Here is a 16,847-nt window from a genome sequence, read left to right as displayed (position 1 = left end):
GATGGAGGAACAGTGACCGTAGCGTCCACCGGAAAGTCCGAGGCCACGCCCCCGCGTGCGTCCGACCAGACGTCACCTGCTGCACAGGCAGCGCAACAGGCAATTCAGGCCGCCGATCAGGGAAAGGCCACACCGCAAGCCAAGCGTGCAGCGGCGGCGAGCTTCCTGGGAAGCATGCTCGAGTACTACGACTTCTTCATTTACGGTTCAGCTGCTGCCCTGATTTTCCCGGCGTTGTTCTTTCCGACGGGCAATCCTGCGGTGGCCACCATCGCTGCTCTTGCAACGTTCGGCGTCGGGTATGTCGCACGTCCACTCGGCGGCATCGTGCTCGGTCACTTCGGAGATCGTCTGGGTCGCAAGCGGGTTCTGTTGTTCACGCTCGTGTTGATGGGCGTGGCGAGCACCTCGATCGGTCTACTACCTACTTATCAGCAGATCGGTGCGTGGGCGCCTGCACTGCTGGTGCTCGCTCGCGTCCTGCAAGGTTTCTCTGCCGGAGGTGAGGCCGCCGGGGCCAGTACGCTCACCATCGAACACGCGCCGACCGGTCGCCGTGGCCTGTTCGCCAGTTTCACGGTGTCGGGGATCATGGCCGGAATCGTCGTGGCAAACCTGGTCTTCATTCCCGTCGCGGTGATGCCCGACGAGACGTTGATGTCGTGGGGATGGCGGGTGCCGTTCCTGGCCAGTTCGTTGGTACTGGTCTTGGCTTACGTTGTGCGAAAGCGACTGGACGAGACTCCGGTATTCGTGGAGGCGAAGGAAAAAGACGCGACGCCGGACATTCCTTTCAAGACACTGATGAAGACTCAATGGGCCGACGTCGTCCGCGTCGCAATGGCATCGCTGTTCGCCGTGAACCAGACAGTGGTGATGGTGTTCGGCTTGGCCTACGCAACGTCGGAGGCAGGTATGGCGCGGTCGACGATGCTGTGGGTGTTGGTGGCCGCACACGCGGCATCGGTCGTCGGCGTTCCCCTGGCCGCCGGCCTGTCCGACCGCATCGGACGACGTCCAGTATGGATTTTCGGTGCGATCAGCTCCTCCTCGATGCTGTTCGTGTTCTTCTGGGCAATCAGCACGGGGAACATTCTGTTCGTGACCGTGTCCGGAATCGTTCTTGTCGGCGGTGCGTACTCCTGCATGAACGGGCTGTGGCCGGCGACCTTCTCCGAGCAGTTCGCCGCTCCCGTCCGCTACAGCGGATTCGCCCTCGGCCACGGAACCGGCCTCCTGGTCGCGGCGTTCGCTCCCACCATCTGTGTGGCAATCATGGGCGAGGGTCAGTACGGTTGGCTGCCGGTGGGAATCTTCGTCGCCATTACCGGCGCCGTCTCGGCAACCGGCATCTACTTCTGCAAGGAAACGAACAAGACTCCGCTCGCCGAACTCGGACACAAAGGGACGCGCGCGGCAGCATGACAGCGCATGCCGGAGGTGACGACACCTCGAGTCCGCCCGATGTGCAGCCAGGAGACTCTCTGCTCGCTCGAGCGGTCCGAATAGTCGAAACAGTCGCCTCCGGCAGTGCGTCGTTCACTGCATCGGACGTTGCGCGGAAATGCGGCCTTCCCAGGGCAACGACCCACCGAATAATCAACGAACTGATCGCACTCGGACTGCTCGATCGTGACGAATCTCGGCAGCTCCGAATGAGTTCCGCGACCTGGGAGCAGGCCGCTCTGTCGAGCTCGGTGGGTAATCTGATCGAGGCGGCCGCGCCGATAACTACGTCGCTGCACATGGCAATTCAAGAACATACGTACCTGTGCGTAGTGTCCGGCGGCGATGCTCTGTGTATCGATCACCGCGGACCGGCAGACCCCTCTACTCAAGTGATCGCGCGAGCACACAGACGTCCGGCGCTCAGCTCGGCGGCAGGTTTGGCGATGCTAGCGTTCTCGCCGGCAGTGGTACAGGACGAAGCACTGGTGACTGGACGTTCGGACTCTCCGGCGCGCATCTCGTCCGATATGGCGGTCTATCGACGAAATTTCGCCGATATTCGACGGGCAGGGTATGCGGTCCTGACCGACTCGAGCAAAAAGGGAATCACTGAACTCGCCGTGCCGATCCATTCGAGATCGAGCAGTTCGATGGCTGCATTGTCCATTTCATTCCCGACGGATTCGGATCTGTACCGCCGATACTTACCTCCTCTGGTCTCCGCTGCCTCGGATCTGTCTCAGATCTTGAAGCGATCCGAGTCTCGCCACACCCTCACTTTTTATCGTCACTCGGGCGACGGTAGGTAGTGATGACCACGAAAGGATCGACACATGGACCCACTCGAGCGTCCGAAACCGAAGCGGCAGTTGCCCAACCTGCAGCAGGCCGCTCAACTGCTGGGGCTGACACAACGTCGATCCCGAAGATCTGCCCTCGACAGAATCCTGTCTGTCGAGGAGATGCGAGTTCGCGCCCGCAAGCGAGTCCCGCGGTCGATCTTCGACTACGTGGACGGAGCGGCCGAGGAAGAAATCACTCTGCGCGCCAATCGAGATGCATTTCAGCGTCTGCGATTCCACCCGACCGCACTGAACGACGTGAGCGATCCAGACACTCGATCGAACATTCTGGGTGACACCGTAGGGATGCCACTTGCCCTCGCTCCCACCGGCTTCACACGCATGGTCCACCGCGAAGGCGAAATAGGTGTTGCATGGGCAGCGAATCGCGCTGAAATACCCTACACACTAGCAACTCTGGGTACGGCATCGGCACAGGACATCTGCGAGGTGACACCCCGCGTACCGCGCTGGTTCCAGCTCTACGCCCACAAAAGCGAGCAGGCCAATCTCGACCTCCTTGCCACCGCGAGAACCCACGGCTTCGATACCCTCGTGGTCACTGTGGATACCGCAGTCATCGGATCCAAACGCAGAGACCTGCGGAGTGGACTGACCGTTCCACCGACCGTGAGCCCACGAACATTCGTCGACATGGCTGTGCACCCGAGGTGGTGGACGGGGGCATTGACTGGGGCACCACTTGGATTCGATGCGCTCGGAAGTTCCGGAGAATCCATGTTCGCGGATCTCAACTCGCAATTCCGACAGGGCATCGACGCCACCTTCCTGAGGTGGATCCGTGCCGAATGGAGCGGAAAGCTCGTGATCAAGGGAATAGTCAGTCCGAGCGACGCCTGTACCGCGTTCGAACTCGGTGCAGACGGGATCGTCCTGTCCAACCATGGCGGTCGTCAACTCGACCGGACCATCCCGCCTGTTACTGCGCTCCCTGCGATCCGCAGAGCAGTAGGTCCGACGCGCACGATTCTGCTCGACAGCGGAATACGTTCCGGCGCGGATATAGTCGCCGCATTGTGTCTCGGCGCGGACGCGTGCATGATCGGCCGGCCATATCTGTACGGCCTCATGGCAGGCGGGGCACCAGGTGTCGATCGGGTTCTGTCCATCCTCCGAGACGACATCGTGAGAACCATGCGATTGCTTGGTGTGCAAAGGCTTTCCGATCTCGGTCCCCATCACGTCTCCAGTGAAACGAGTCCGCCCACCGAAAGCCCTTTCCTCACCGCAGCCAGTAGCCTTTAGCCAGGTACCGGAGCACGACCAGCCGGTGCTGCGGCCTGCCCCTCGTCACCGCGTGAGCTCGTCGAGAATATCGTCGGTGTGTTCGCCGAGTTCGGGACCGAGGTTTCTGATCTGTAGGGATCGCTCGCCGATCACCGGTACGATTCCGGGGAAGCCCACCGAGACCGGATCCTGACCGCCGGTATCCACCGGGAACTGTTGAATCATGTTGCGGGAAAGCATGTGCTCGTCCGCGCAGATGTCAGCTGCCGTGTTGATCGGACCACTCGGCACTTCCGCAGCGTCGAGTACCGCGAGGGCCTCGGCGCGCGTCCGCGTGAGAGCCCATGCCCCGATGGCCGCGTCGAGTTCGTCTCGCCGTTTCCACCTGCCGGCACCACCCGACAGTTCGGGGTCGGAGGCCAGGTCGGGACGCCCGATCGCCAGCATGTAGCGAACGAAGATGCCGTCTCCGTTGCCTGCGACCACGATCGACAACCCATCGGCGCACGTGTACGCGTTGGATGGGGCTATTCCTTCCATCCGCCCGCCGAGGCGTCGTCGCTCGACGCCGTACGCGAGGTAATCGGGAACCAAGGACTCCATCACCGAGAACATCGATTCACTCAGCGCGACGTCGACAATGCGAGACGGCAGCGGCAGCGAGCCCTGCTCGTCGGAGCGAGAACGGCTGTGCAGCAGCGTCATCACTGCTCCGAATCCCGCGTACAGGGCCGCGACGGTATCGCCTATGGACACCCCGACTCGCACGGGTGGCCGGTCGGGATCGCCGACCAGTTCCCGAAAACCGCTGTAGGCCTCGGCGACTGCCGCAAATCCCGGACGCCTCGACAGCGGTCCGGTCTGACCGAACGCAGAAATGCGCACCAGAACGATGTTGGGATTGGCCGCGTCGAGTTCTTCCGGTCCAATCCCCCACTTCTCCAACGTCCCCGGTCTGAAGTTTTCGACCACCACATCGCACGTTGCCGCCAAAGCAAGGACGTGCCGCCTACCTTCGTCGGTCTTGAGATCGAGCACGATCGACTTCTTGTTGCGGTTGAGCGTCCTGAACAACATCGACGTGGTCCCCGAGTGCAGGCGCCACGACCGCGTCTCGTCGCCGGTGTCCGGGCGCTCCACCTTGATCACTTCGGCACCGAAATCCGCGAGCATGCGCGCCGCAGTGGGCCCGGCGATGTAGTTACCCAGTTCCAGAACGCGAAAGCCGCTCAGTGGCAGCGCGTTCGAGTCGTCGGGCGATTCTTCTCCGAGCACAGGTGCCTCCGTCGAGTGGGATGAACCGGTTTCAATGCCGTGTGAGCAGCTCGAACATTGCATGTACTTCCGCAGCTGTCGGGGTGGGCAGGGAGCCCCGTGCGTGAACGAAGCCGATGCCCGAATACACGAGAATGCCTGCCCGGAGCCGCGCTTCGTCCGGGTCGAACTCGAGATCGAGCAACGAGCGCTGTACGACCTCGAAGATTCGATTGTCCAGTTCGCGCACAGCGTCGGCGATCTTGCCGTAGTTGCGTGCCCAATCCCGGACGGCCGACTCCACTGCCCACGTGCGTTGGTCGATCAACAGTTCGGCCATGATCTGCAGGCGCTGTTCGACCTCGACGGTCTCGAGCCCCTTCAATCCGCGCACCGTGTCGTTCTGGGTGTCGCACCACTTGTCCGCGATCGCTTCCATCAGCTTGTCGATGTCGGCGAAATGCCAGTAGAAGCTGCCTTTGGTGACCTCGAGGCGTTCACACAACTTGGTGATCTTCACTCCGGAGACACCGTCGGTCGCCATCAGTTCGAACGAGGCGTCGATCCAATCGTCGACCGACAGGCGTGTTGCGCGTCGCGCCGGCTTGCTCCCGGTCTTGGCAGCCGCAGCCTTCTTTGCGGGTGCGCGGCGCGTCGAAGCCGACCTGGGTGTTCCTGCCATCAGAGTGAACTCCTCGCTGTCGGGGTGGCGTACCGCCCTTCGATCGTACGATCCGGAGTCGTCATCCGACGGCCAGGGCGCCGAGGGCCAACCGACGGACGAGGGGATCGTTCGACAAGTGCAGGTGATCGGACCGATCCTCCGGATCCACGTCTTGCACGACGAGATTTTCACTGCCGGGCAGTGCTGCCGACAGCGGATCGGTCATGAGCCCGTCGTACCGCGAGATCACGTTGACGTACCGCACGCCCGGCGAGACCCATCCGGCACGAGCAGCGTCGTGCATGTAGCCGGAATTGGCCACGATCTGGCCGCACGCCGCGCAACTCGGTTCGAGCAGGGGCTTTTCCACGGCGGCGAGAGCGTCGTAGATTCCGATGCTCCGATTGAACGCGGCCAGGCTGCCGAGGCCGGCCACATCGGTTCCGTTCCACAACGGTCCGACGGTCACGAGCGTGCGAACGTCCTGCGCACGGGACCGCGCTACCCACTGCTGAGCCACCAACCCGCCGGCACCGCGGGCGAGAACCTGCACTCGGTCGGCCCCGGTTCTTTCACGGACGGAGGCGACGAATGCGCCGAACTCGAGCGCCGAGTCCTCGATGCTCGTCAGACCTGTCACCGTGAGCCCAGCCAGCTGCAGTAGCGCCGATGCATCCGAACTGCCGTAGGTGAAGGAGAACGCGCACAACCCATGCCGGTCCAGGTCGTCGAGCCACCCGTCCCACTCGCGCTCCGAGGATGCGAGATCGTGCACGAGGACGGTGGGCGTTGCGCACGCCGAGGGAGAGGCGGCTGCAGTCGCGACCTCGACGTTCAGGACTGCGGCGACAGCAATTGACGTCGCACCTATTCCACGTAGTGCTCGACCGACGTTCTCACGCAGGTTCATTGGCTTCCTATCAGCGGTTTCGTCGAATTCGGCTGACCACACCATACAGTGCGGTATGGTGCGTGTCACATTGTCGGACCGTGCGAAAGGCCCCTCACACATGGCGCAGGACATGACCCGCCGCACCCTCTTCCGAGCGCTGGGGGTCGGCACCGCGGCAGTCGCACTCGGCGGCGTCAGCGCCTCCCGCGCGTTCACCTCGCCCGTCGACGACGCGTTCGAGAGTCCGCTGCTGTTCCACTCGCCCGACGTGGCTCCGTTCCGGGATGCACTACCGACACTGCCTACGGTGTCGGGATCGAATCTCTCGGTCGACGCGGTGTCTGCGATGCACAGATTTCATACCGACATGCCCGAAGTCCCCGCGCTGGCATATCACTGCGGACCGAACGCACAACTCGGCTACCTCGGGCCCATCGTCGAAGCGCACGCCGACGATCCGCTGACTCTCCGATTCTCCAACAACATGGCCCTGCATCCCATGGCCCGGGACATGGACACCTCGCTGCACGGTGTGACCGAGAGTTTCCGTACCTCGACGCCGATGTCGCTGCATTTACACGGTGGCGTGACCCCGCCGGAGAGCGACGGCAACCCGGAGCAGCTCACGATCCCTGGCGGAAGCATCGTCCATCACTTTCCCAACAGGCAGGAAGCGGCAACGCTCTGGTATCACGATCACGCGATGGCAATCACCCGCGTCAACGTCTACGCAGGCCTGGCCGGGATGTACCTGCTCCGAGATCGATTCGACACCGGTCGCACCGACAACCCCCTCGGCCTACCTGCCGGCGAGTTCGAGATGCCACTGGTCATGCAGGAGAAAATCTTTCGCGAGGACAGCCACCTGAGCATCAGATCGACTCGCATCGTGCCGGAGGGTTCATGGGAAGGTGGCGCCGTCGGAGACGTCGGGCTCGTCAACGGCATGATCTGGCCAGAACTCACCGTTGCCCGAGGGCTGTATCGCTTTCGAATGATCAACGCCGCCTCCTACAGCGTGTGGAATCTGCACTTCGAGAACCACATGAAGTTCTGGGTCATCGGTAACGATGGCGGATTGCTCGACGCCCCCGTCCCCGTCACGTCCATCAGGGTCGCCCCAGGCGAGAGGTACGACGTGCTCGTGGATTTCTCCGAGTACGACGGAGGCCAGACGGTCGAGCTACTCAACGACGAGGCCCCGCCCTTCCAAGCGGCCGTCATCGGCGCAGTCACCATGCCGCTGTTCTGCCGCTTTCGAGTGGGTACCGCGCGCGGGTTCACCGGCGGGATACCTACATCGCTGCGCGGCAGTCGAGGGCCTGCACCGATCGGACCCATCCAGCAGCCGACGAAGATTCGCACCGTCACCGTCAGCCAGCCCTATGCACTACGCAATCCGCCGGCCATCATGTCGCTGAACAATCTTCGCTACAGCGACCCGGACATCGAAATGCCGCGACCCGGCACCGTCGAGCAGTGGAACATCGTCAACATCACGCCCGATCCCCACCCGATTCACATCCACCTCGTCACCTTCAGGATCGTGGGTCGTACACCACTGCGCACCCTCGATTACCAGGTCGCGAATCCGCAGCCGGCCATCGGGATCAAGTGGACCCCTGACCCGGAGGGCTTCCTCGGCGGACCGATGACCCCGCCTGCACCGTGGGAGGCAGGCTGGAAGGACACGGTCCGAGTCGACGGCGGGACGGTCACGCGCATCGTCGTACGTTTCCCGACGGCCGAGGAATTGGGTTTCGACCCCGACGCCACCTTCCCTCGACCGGCCGCTGCCGTACAGCCGAGCACCGATCACGACAACCGTCACGACCCCATGCACGAGGTCCACAACGGAGTCGATCATTCCGAGGAATCCGCCGGTGACCTTCAGGGCTACGTCTGGCACTGCCATCTCCTCGACCACGAGGACCACGACATGATGCTCAAGTACCGGATAGTGCCGTGACTCAGGCTCTTCGGAGTGCGGCCCGCGTTACCGTCGCTGCGGCGTCCTCGGTCGGCGAGTTCTTAGGCTTGGCCCTGGATACCGCAGTAGCCCTTGGACGTCGAGACTTTCAGTGGCGAGAATTCGTGGACCAGAGCTGGTTCATCGCTCGGGTGTCACTACTGCCCACGATCCTGATGTCCATCCCGTTCACGGTCCTGGTCGTGTTCACCCTCAACTCGTTGCTCTCCGAACTCGGGGCAAGTGACCTCAGCGGTGCGGGAGCCGGATTGGGCGCGGTGACCCAGATCGGACCCCTGGTGACCGTCCTGGTCGTCGCGGGCGCTGCGGCAACCGCGATCGCCGCCGACCTCGGTTCACGCACCATCCGTGAGGAAGTCGCGGCGATGGAAGTTCTCGGTATCGACCCCGTTCATCGGCTCGTGGTCCCCCGCGTCGTTGCCTGCACTCTGATCGCAACACTGCTGAACGGTGCCGTCTGCACCATCGGCCTCGTCGGCGGCTTCTTCTTCTCCGTGTACCTGCAGGACGTCACGCCTGGTGCATACGTATCCGGCATAACCCTGCTCGTCGGTCTACCGGAACTGGTTCTGTCCGAGATCAAGGCAGCCCTGTTCGGATTGTTGGCAGCACTGATCGCCTGCTACCGCGGGTTGTCGGTCGTCGGCGGACCGAAAAGCGTCGGCGAGGCGGTCAACGAAACCGTCGTGTTCTCCTTCGTCGCACTGTTTCTCGTCAATCTCGCGCTGACATCCGTCGGCCTCGCTCTGAGTGACCGGTGACAAGCGATGGGCTTCGATATGTCGATCCGAGTGAGTAACCGTGTGCGCGGTGTCGTTCGCGGCATCGACGACGTCGGCGACTTGGCACTCTTCTTCGGACGCGCCCTCGCGTCGACGGGTAAGGCCGCGCGCGACTACCGCGCCGAGACACTCCGTGTACTTGCCGAGATCAGTCTCGGCACAGGGGCTCTCGCGGCAGTCGGAGGAAGCATCGTCGTGCTGGGGTTCCTCACCCTGTTCGCCGGTGCCACCGTTGCCGTCCAGGGATTCGATTCACTGGGAAACATCGGAGTCGACGCGCTCACCGGATTCCTCGCCGCGTACGTCAACGTGCGAGTCGTGGCTCCGATCACGGCAGGCGTCGGCCTCGCCGCGACGATCGGCGCAGGTACCACCGCCCAGTTGGGCGCGATGCGTATCAGCGAAGAGATCGACGCGCTCGAAGTCATGGCCATCAAATCGGTGCCGTACCTGGTCGGAACCCGCGTGCTCGCCGGCATGATCGCAGTCCTGCCCCTGTACTCCCTGTCTCTCATCACCTCGTTTCTGGCGAGCCGCATAGCCACCGTGGTCGTTCTCGGCCAATCTGGTGGCGTCTACGACCACTACTTCTCCACGTTCCTCGTCCCCTCGGACGTGCTGTGGTCCTTCCTGCAAGTGTTCATGATGGCCACCGCGGTGATGCTGATTCACACCTACTACGGCTACACCGCATCGGGTGGGCCGGCGGGAGTAGGGACCGCAACCGGTCGCGCTGTTCGACTCTCGCTCATCACCGTCGTCATGGTCACGTTGATGATTTCACTTGCCCTCTACGGCAATTCCCGATCAGTGCACCTGGCGGGATGAGATGTCCGACGTGAACAGCACCGGATCCGGCGCAACCCGCCTGGCGGCTGTGGTTCTGGCGGCCACGGTCGCCGTCGCAGTCGCCGCCACCTACCTCGCCTTCACCGGCGCCGCGCAGGACGCCGTCGATCCACCTACGCGGGTGACACTGAGATCCGACCGTAGCGGTCTCGTCATGCAAGCAGGTGCCCTGGTGAAGATGCACGGGGTGGAAGTGGGGACCGTCGACGTCGTCGATCGGGACGCAGGCGGTGCCGTCGTCCAGCTGCGATTGAACAGCGATGCAGCACAATCGATACCCGAGAACGTGGAAGCGAACATCGCCGCCACCACCATCTTCGGTTCGAAGTTCGTCACACTCACCGAACCGGCCGATCCGTCGACGACGCCGATCGCCTCCGGCGCTGTCATCGACTCGTCCTCGGTGACAGTGGAGGTCAACACCGTTTTCGAATCGCTCACCCAGGTTCTGTCGGCAGTGGAACCGGACAAGCTCAACGCCACCCTCACGACGTTGGCCACGGCACTCGGTGGGCGCGGCAGCGACCTGGGACGGAGCCTGGACGACACGAACGCACTCCTCGCTGCCGTCGAACCTCGGATTCCGACCCTGCAACGCGATATCGACTCCGGATCGACCGTGAGCGACACCGCCGCAGACGCGGCACCGGATGTACTGACCGATCTGAGTAACCTGACGACCACCGGGCGCACTCTCGTCGACGAAGCCAATGCTCTCGACACCGTGCTGCTCGGTGTCATCGGGATGGCCGATGTGGGCAACGGAGTCCTGACGGACAATGCCGGAGGAATCTCGAGCACCGTGCACGAGCTGAAGCCGACAACCGAACTGCTGGAAGAATATTCACCCCAGTTCACCTGCTTCCTGCAGGGTGCGGACCGCGCCCGGGTGGGGGCAGAGGAGGTGTCCGGCGGAAACGGACGCACCATGCTGCTCAACAGCACCGTATTGTTCGGAATCCCGCCCTACAGGCCCGAGTCGGATCTCCCCCGCGTTGCCGCGTCGGGCGGCCCGCGATGCGGCGCACTGCCCATCGTGCCCGACGACGCCGTGCCGACCCCGTACGTGGTTGCCGATACCGGATCGAACCCGTTCCGTGCGGGCAACACGGGCCCGGTTGTGTCGCCGGGTTCGATACTGGATTTTCTGCCCGGCGGACTCGCTGCACCGGGTGGCACCCGATGAACCGCACATCGAGCACGATCAAGCTGGTCGTCTTCGTGGTGGTGATGACTGCAGTCCTCGCGTGCCTGGTCGTGGTGTTCGGACAGGTCCGGTTCGAGTCGACCACTTCCTTCCGCGCCGTCTTCACCAGCGCGTCGGGTCTGCGCAGCGGTGACTTCGTACGGGTGGCAGGGGTGGAAGTCGGAAAGGTCTCGGAAGTAGACATCGTGGACAACCACCACGCGGAGGTCGGCATCGACGTGGGGCCCGGTTACGTGGTCACCTCGTCGACCACTGCCACCGTCCGGTACCAGAATCTCGTCGGCGACCGCTATCTCGAACTGGCCGACGGCGCCGGTGAGGCCGAACCTCTGAGCGACAACTCGACGATCCCCCTCGAAAGGACCTCACCCGCCCTGGATCTGGACCAACTCGTCGGAAGCTTCGAGCCCCTGTTCGAGTCCGTCGATCCATCCAAGGTCAACGACCTGACCGCCGAACTCGTCGCTGCTCTCCAGGGACAGGGCGGTTCGATCGCATCCCTGCTCGCCCACACCGCCACGTTGACCACCACACTCGCCGATCGAGACGAGGTGATCGGGCGGGTGATCACCAACCTGGACACCACGCTGACAACGTTGACCGACCAGAAGGATGTCGTGTCGACCGCACTCGATCGGGCACAGAACTTGGCAACCGGCCTCGCTGCCGACAGCGCGGCATGGGGTACCGCCCTGACGGAGATCGATTCGTCTGCGACAACCGTGGCCGACTTGCTGACCGTGGCCAGACCGCCCTTGCAGTCGACACTCCACGAACTCGATCGAACTGCTGTGCAACTGGATTCGCAGAAGGACAGCATCGGGAGCATCGTCTCGCGCCTCCCCGACACCTACGCCGCGCTCAGCCGACTCGGTGCCTACGGCAACTTCTTCAACTACTACCTCTGCGGCATCAAGCTGAAGATCGACACTCCCGACGGCGGCGGCCTCACCACGCCGCTGATCGGACAGGAGACGGGAAGGTGCGCACCACGATGAATCAGCGTGTACGCGAGCGCAACACCGTGCGGCTCGGCATAGTCGGCACCGTCCTCGCGGTACTGGTGACAGTGGTGGCGACGAACGTGTCATCCTTACCGATTCTGTCGGCGAGCGCTGCCTACAGCGGCGTGTTCCGAGACACCGGCGGACTCGTGACCGGAGCCGATGTCGAAGTGGCAGGAATCGTCGTCGGCGAGGTCACCGATATCGAGATCGATGCGGACACAGTGGTCATCGCATTCACCGTAGGCGGCGGGGTCGAACTCCACGACGATGCGCGCCTGGCCATACCGACACAGACTGTGCTGGGCACGAAGAATCTGAGTGTCGATCCCGGCACCGGTGGACGGCTGACCCCAGGCTCTCGGATCGGACTGGATCACACATCCAGTCCTTACCAGTTGACCGATGCGCTGGGTGACCTGACCGACGACGTCACCGAACTCGACACCGACGGACTGACCGACGCCATGCGCGTGAGCACCGAGGTGCTCGAGCAGACCCCCGCGGATCTCGCTGCGGCAGTCGACGGAGTGGGCCGACTCTCCCAGAGCATCGCCTCGCGCGACGACTCTCTGCGGTCCTTGCTGTCAGCGGCGGAACAGGTCACCGGAGTACTCGCCACCCGGAGTGAACAGATCGGCATCCTCGTCACCGACGCGAACACCATTCTGAGCGAACTCGACCGTCGACGAGCCGTCGTGGATCGATTGTTCGACAGCGTCACCGAGCTCGCCCGGCATCTCAGTGGGCTGGTCGCGGACAACGAGGCGCAACTGGGATCGACTCTGGCATCACTGGATTCGGTACTCGAGGTGTTGGAGCAGAACAGAGCCGATATCGGCACGGCCATCGAGAATCTGGGCCCGTACATCACTCAACTCGGCGAGGCGGTGTCGAGCGGACCGTTCTTCAATTCGTACATTCAGAACCTGATCCCTGGCCAGATCATTTCACCGTTCATCCGTGCCGCCCTCGGACTCGGCCCCGCCCCCGGTGAATCTGCCAGTGTCAACCCACTGTCCGCCATCGACGGAGCACCTCGATGACGGCCAGGCGATGGCAACTCGCGGCCATCGGGATCGGCCTGGCGATTCTGGCCGCGGTGTCCTACACCGTCGTCCCTGCACTGAACACCACGACCATCGTCGCCCAGTTCCCCGGTACCACTGGACTGTACGTCGGCGACGACGTGAAAGTCATGGGTGTCGACGTCGGAACCGTCGGCTCGATCGAGCCACGAGGTGACCACTCCGACGTCGAGTTACAGATCGACTCGTCCTACTCGGTACCGACCGACGCCCTGGCGGTCATCGTCTCGCACAGTCTGGTCGCCAGCCGCTTCGTACAGCTCACTCCGCCCTACACCGGGGGCTCGACGATGGTCGATGGGCAGCACATCCCGATGTCGCGCACCGCGGTACCGGTCGAGTGGGACCAGATCAAAGCTCAACTGTCTCGATTGGCGGACGCGGTGGGAACCGCTGCGCCCGACGGCCGAGCACCTCTCGGAGCCCTCGTCGACGCCGCCGATGCCAACCTCAGGGGGCAGGGGCAGAACCTCGGAGCGACCGTCGCTCAACTCTCGGACGCGTTGAAGACGTTGTCCGACGGTCGAACCGACTTGTTCGCCGTCGTGCGCAACCTGCAGGTGTTCGTGTCCGGACTGTCCGCAAGCGGGCAACAGATCGTGAACTTCAACGACTCGATGGCATCGATCACCGCTGTCCTGGACGACAACTCCGAGCAGATCGGCACCGCGTTGACGTCTCTGGACGTCGCCGTCGGCGATGTGCAGAGGTTCGTCGCCGACAATCGCGACGGTCTGGACGACACACTCCGCAGCCTGCAGACCGTCGTGGGCGAACTCGCCTCGCAGCGTGACGGAATCGCCCAGATCCTCCATGTGGCCCCGACCGCGTTGTCGAATCTGAACAACATCTACCAGCCTGCACACAACGCGATAGTTTCCGCGCTCGCGCCCAACAACTTCGCGAATCCGATGGACTTCATCTGCTCGGCCATCGCCGCAGCCGAGGATGTCGGTGCTCAGGAAGGAGCGAACCTGTGCGTGCAGTACCTCGGTCCCCTGCTGAAGACGCTGGCGTTCGACTATCTTCCTCTGTCCACCAACCCGATTCACGGCGTCGGCGCACTGCCGGATCAGCTGGTCTACAGCGAACCCGACCTGGAACCGGCCACCCCCGCGCCGACGCCGGCACCGTCGCTGACGGATCTGTTACTTCCCGGAGGTGATCGATGACGACACGACGAATCGGGACTCGGCCGGCAGTGGTGCTCGCACTCGCGCTGCTGACGTCCGGCTGCGGCTGGCAGGGCCTCAATTCACTGCCGCTCCCCGGCACCGCAGGAGAAGGGGAGGGAGCGTATTCGGTGACCATCGAGATGCCGGACGTGTCCACCGTCGATCGCAATTCACGAGTGCTCGCGTCCGATGTCACCGTGGGCCGCGTCGCGGACATCGAGCTCGACGACGGCCACGCCGTCGTCACCGTTCACCTGGACCAGAGCGTCGACCTGCCGGCGAACGCCGTCGCAGCGGTCGGTCAGACCAGCCTTCTCGGATCGACGCACATCGAACTGTTGCCACCCGTTGCCGAAGCACCGACCGGCCGGCTCGCCGACGGCGATGTCATCCCACTGGATCGCGCCGGTGCGTATCCCACCACCGAGCAGACCCTGTCGTCGCTGTCGCTCGTACTGAACGGCGGTGGACTCCCCCAACTCGGCGACATCGTGAACGAACTGGATGCCGCGATCGGCGGACGACCGGAATCGGTGCGGTCCGTGATCGATCGGCTGAACGCTCTCCTCGGCGGGCTCGTCGAACAGCAGGCGAACATCGAGCGGACGATCGACAACCTCGATCGATTCGCCGTCGACGTCGCCGATCAGAACCAGGTGCTCGCCGACGCCGTGACCACACTCGGCCCCGCGCTGACCGTACTGTCGAACAGCCGGCAGGACTTGACCGCCGCACTCACCTCGTTGGGCCGTTTGGGTACCACGGCCGAGAAGATCGTCGACGACACCGGAGGCGATCTGGTGGCCGAGCTGCAGGAGTTGCGTCCTGTGCTTGCCTCACTGGCAGATTCCGGGACGTCCCTGACGGATGCCTTCCGTTACCTGCTCACCTACCCGTTCCCGATCGACACTTATCAGAACGCGGTACGCGGTGACTACGCCAACGGCGAGGTGACTCTGGATCTTCGGCTCGACACTCTCGACAACGCCTTGTTTCTCGGCACACCGCTCGAAGGCGCACTCGGATCGTTCGCACCCACTCCGTCGCCGACGATTCCGTCGACCACCGACCTTCTCATCCCACCGGCAGGCAACCCATGACGTCGAAGACAACGCTCCATCGCAAGCTCTGGATCATCCTGGCCGTCGGCATCGTCTCCACCGCAACCACGGGAATCTATTTCGCCCGTGTGCCGGAGCAGGTCGGTATCGGCCGCTACCGAGTCGCTGTCGAGCTCGCCGACGGCGCAGGCCTCTACACCGGTGCGAACGTCACCTATCGCGGTTCCGAGATAGGACGGGTCGTCGAGCTCACAACCCTCGGTACCGGCGCGCGAGCGGTGGTGTCCCTGGAATCCGATGTCGATGTTCCCGCAGACACGACGGCCGAGGTGCACTCGATGTCCGCGATCGGAGAGCAATACATCGACATGGTGCCGAGCTCCGACGAGGGCCCGTACCTGTCCGAGGGCGCGGTGATCGCGAAGGGCCGAACCTCCGTTCCCGAACCGGTAGGCCCCACGATCGATCTCCTGCAGTCGGCGCTGGCATCCATCGGCTCGGACAACCTACGCAGCGTGCTCGACGAAAGCGCTGCCGCACTGGGAAACAACGGCGCGAACGTATCCCAGCTACTCGATTCGCTTCGAACTCTCACCGCCGACGCGAACGCCGACACATCGTCGATCATCGCGCTCGTCGACGAAGCCGACCCCGTCCTGGCAGCGACCGCCGCGAGCAGCGAGTCGATCAAGGCCTGGGCAGCGTCACTGACCGGAGTCACGGGGACGCTTCGCGACCACGATGCGTCGGTGCGCGCCCTCGTGGACAAGGGCACGCCGATGGCAACGGAGGTGACCGCCCTGTTTCAACAGTTGCAGCCGACTCTGCCTCTTCTCCTGGAGGACCTGACGACCGTGGAACAGGTTGCGGCGGTGTACAACCCTTCGATCGAGCAGATTCTGGTGCTGTACCCGCCGCTCATCGCAGCGACCCAGGGAACGGGGATGCTGAATTCCCAGTCGGGAGAGCCCGGCCAGAACACCTTCTTCGCCGCCCAGGTGAACGACCCGCCTCCGTGCACCACCGGATTCCTGCCTGCGTCCGAACGCCGATCACCCACCGAGGTGGATACGATTCCGACCCCGAAGGGCCTGTACTGCAGGATCGATCCAGCCGACCCCACCGCGGTCCGCGGCGCGCGAAACCTCCCGTGCATGGAGTTCCCGGGACGACGCGCAGCCACGGTGGAACTGTGTCGAGACCCGGTGGCGTCCACCGGAGACTACGACCCGACCGACGGTTCCTACATCGCCGGGGACGGACGCCGGTATGTCGACGGTGGACTCGACGCCCTGCCCGAGACACTGGACGGGCTGCTCGTCCCGGACGGAGAATGACCGCC

Annotated in this window: 15 protein-coding genes; 12 read left to right on the top strand and 3 right to left on the bottom strand. The window is 63.6% G+C overall.

All coding sequences use genetic code 11. The annotated features are described in order from the left end of the window. The first annotated feature begins 12 nt into the window (after window positions 1-12). Genes CH293_RS11720 through CH293_RS11710 form a run of 3 tightly spaced genes read left to right on the top strand, consistent with a single transcriptional unit; the run spans window position 13 to window position 3,557 of the window. A complete protein-coding gene (locus CH293_RS11720) occupies window positions 13-1,425 on the top strand; it encodes an MFS transporter (protein ID WP_217900758.1) in 1,413 nt (470 codons plus the stop codon). Beyond that, a complete protein-coding gene (locus CH293_RS28785) occupies window positions 1,422-2,258 on the top strand; it encodes an IclR family transcriptional regulator (protein ID WP_094720302.1) in 837 nt (278 codons plus the stop codon). Before CH293_RS11720 ends, CH293_RS28785 begins: the two co-directional genes overlap by 4 nt. A gap of 24 nt (window positions 2,259-2,282) precedes the next feature. Continuing rightward, window positions 2,283-3,557, top strand: coding sequence for an alpha-hydroxy acid oxidase (locus CH293_RS11710; RefSeq protein ID WP_094720301.1), 1,275 nt, complete (start codon window positions 2,283-2,285; stop codon window positions 3,555-3,557). A gap of 45 nt (window positions 3,558-3,602) precedes the next feature. On the opposite strand, the gene CH293_RS11705 is transcribed toward CH293_RS11710, so the two are convergent. From CH293_RS11705 to CH293_RS11695, 3 genes are all read right to left on the bottom strand, one after another. Continuing rightward, complete coding sequence (locus tag CH293_RS11705; protein ID WP_255122824.1) at window positions 3,603-4,814, bottom strand: CaiB/BaiF CoA-transferase family protein; 1,212 nt, start codon at window positions 4,812-4,814, stop codon at window positions 3,603-3,605. Window positions 4,815-4,845: 31 nt separating this feature from the next. Next, entirely contained in the window at window positions 4,846-5,475 is a 630-nt protein-coding gene (locus CH293_RS11700; RefSeq protein ID WP_037104195.1) for a TetR/AcrR family transcriptional regulator, read from the bottom strand. Window positions 5,476-5,536: 61 nt separating this feature from the next. Next, entirely contained in the window at window positions 5,537-6,367 is an 831-nt protein-coding gene (locus CH293_RS11695; protein ID WP_255122823.1) for a triacylglycerol lipase, read from the bottom strand. A 100-nt stretch (window positions 6,368-6,467) separates the two neighbouring features. On the opposite strand from CH293_RS11695, the gene CH293_RS11690 reads away from it, so the two are divergent. Genes CH293_RS11690 through CH293_RS11650 form a run of 9 tightly spaced genes read left to right on the top strand, consistent with a single transcriptional unit; the run spans window position 6,468 to window position 16,842 of the window. Next, on the top strand, window positions 6,468-8,318 hold the full coding sequence (locus tag CH293_RS11690; protein WP_094720326.1) for a multicopper oxidase domain-containing protein: 1,851 nt from the start codon (window positions 6,468-6,470) through the stop codon (window positions 8,316-8,318). Continuing rightward, on the top strand, window positions 8,315-9,100 hold the full coding sequence (locus CH293_RS11685; protein WP_094720299.1) for an ABC transporter permease: 786 nt from the start codon (window positions 8,315-8,317) through the stop codon (window positions 9,098-9,100). Before CH293_RS11690 ends, CH293_RS11685 begins: the two co-directional genes overlap by 4 nt. Before the next feature lie 18 nt (window positions 9,101-9,118). Continuing rightward, the gene (locus CH293_RS11680) at window positions 9,119-9,949 is read left to right on the top strand and encodes an ABC transporter permease (RefSeq protein WP_094720298.1); all 831 of its coding nucleotides are present in this window, start codon (window positions 9,119-9,121) and stop codon (window positions 9,947-9,949) included. A 1-nt stretch (window position 9,950) separates the two neighbouring features. Beyond that, complete coding sequence (locus CH293_RS11675; RefSeq protein ID WP_094720297.1) at window positions 9,951-11,156, top strand: MCE family protein; 1,206 nt, start codon at window positions 9,951-9,953, stop codon at window positions 11,154-11,156. Next, complete coding sequence (locus tag CH293_RS11670; RefSeq protein ID WP_094720296.1) at window positions 11,153-12,175, top strand: MCE family protein; 1,023 nt, start codon at window positions 11,153-11,155, stop codon at window positions 12,173-12,175. The genes CH293_RS11675 and CH293_RS11670 overlap by 4 nt, the downstream gene beginning before the upstream one ends. Next, entirely contained in the window at window positions 12,172-13,227 is a 1,056-nt protein-coding gene (locus CH293_RS11665; protein ID WP_241483581.1) for an MCE family protein, read from the top strand. The genes CH293_RS11670 and CH293_RS11665 overlap by 4 nt, the downstream gene beginning before the upstream one ends. After that, on the top strand, window positions 13,224-14,441 hold the full coding sequence (locus CH293_RS11660) for an MCE family protein (protein WP_094720295.1): 1,218 nt from the start codon (window positions 13,224-13,226) through the stop codon (window positions 14,439-14,441). Before CH293_RS11665 ends, CH293_RS11660 begins: the two co-directional genes overlap by 4 nt. Beyond that, window positions 14,438-15,544, top strand: coding sequence for an MCE family protein (locus CH293_RS11655; RefSeq protein WP_255122822.1), 1,107 nt, complete (start codon window positions 14,438-14,440; stop codon window positions 15,542-15,544). The genes CH293_RS11660 and CH293_RS11655 overlap by 4 nt, the downstream gene beginning before the upstream one ends. After that, the gene (locus CH293_RS11650) at window positions 15,541-16,842 is read left to right on the top strand and encodes an MCE family protein (protein WP_094720293.1); all 1,302 of its coding nucleotides are present in this window, start codon (window positions 15,541-15,543) and stop codon (window positions 16,840-16,842) included. The genes CH293_RS11655 and CH293_RS11650 overlap by 4 nt, the downstream gene beginning before the upstream one ends. Window positions 16,843-16,847 lie beyond the last annotated feature (5 nt).

This window comes from Rhodococcus sp. 14-2470-1b (assembly GCF_002259415.1).
Classification (GTDB): Bacteria; Actinomycetota; Actinomycetes; order Mycobacteriales; family Mycobacteriaceae; genus Rhodococcoides.
The sequence above is the reverse complement of the archived record's forward strand: the minus strand, read 5'-3'. Positions and strand labels throughout refer to the sequence as shown.

What these genes read in the sequence shown, in the direction of transcription:
- CH293_RS28785 (WP_094720302.1), top strand. Translation starts at nt 1,422, where the DNA reads ATGACAGCGCATGCCGGAGGTGACGACACCTCGAGTCCGCCCGATGTG.
- CH293_RS11710 (WP_094720301.1), top strand. Translation starts at nt 2,283, where the DNA reads ATGGACCCACTCGAGCGTCCGAAACCGAAGCGGCAGTTGCCCAACCTG.
- CH293_RS11700 (WP_037104195.1), bottom strand. Translation starts at nt 5,475, where the DNA reads ATGGCAGGAACACCCAGGTCGGCTTCGACGCGCCGCGCACCCGCAAAG.
- CH293_RS11695 (WP_255122823.1), bottom strand. Translation starts at nt 6,367, where the DNA reads ATGAACCTGCGTGAGAACGTCGGTCGAGCACTACGTGGAATAGGTGCG.
- CH293_RS11690 (WP_094720326.1), top strand. Translation starts at nt 6,468, where the DNA reads ATGGCGCAGGACATGACCCGCCGCACCCTCTTCCGAGCGCTGGGGGTC.
- CH293_RS11680 (WP_094720298.1), top strand. Translation starts at nt 9,119, where the DNA reads ATGTCGATCCGAGTGAGTAACCGTGTGCGCGGTGTCGTTCGCGGCATC.
- CH293_RS11675 (WP_094720297.1), top strand. Translation starts at nt 9,951, where the DNA reads ATGTCCGACGTGAACAGCACCGGATCCGGCGCAACCCGCCTGGCGGCT.
- CH293_RS11670 (WP_094720296.1), top strand. Translation starts at nt 11,153, where the DNA reads ATGAACCGCACATCGAGCACGATCAAGCTGGTCGTCTTCGTGGTGGTG.
- CH293_RS11665 (WP_241483581.1), top strand. Translation starts at nt 12,172, where the DNA reads ATGAATCAGCGTGTACGCGAGCGCAACACCGTGCGGCTCGGCATAGTC.
- CH293_RS11660 (WP_094720295.1), top strand. Translation starts at nt 13,224, where the DNA reads ATGACGGCCAGGCGATGGCAACTCGCGGCCATCGGGATCGGCCTGGCG.
- CH293_RS11655 (WP_255122822.1), top strand. Translation starts at nt 14,438, where the DNA reads ATGACGACACGACGAATCGGGACTCGGCCGGCAGTGGTGCTCGCACTC.
- CH293_RS11650 (WP_094720293.1), top strand. Translation starts at nt 15,541, where the DNA reads ATGACGTCGAAGACAACGCTCCATCGCAAGCTCTGGATCATCCTGGCC.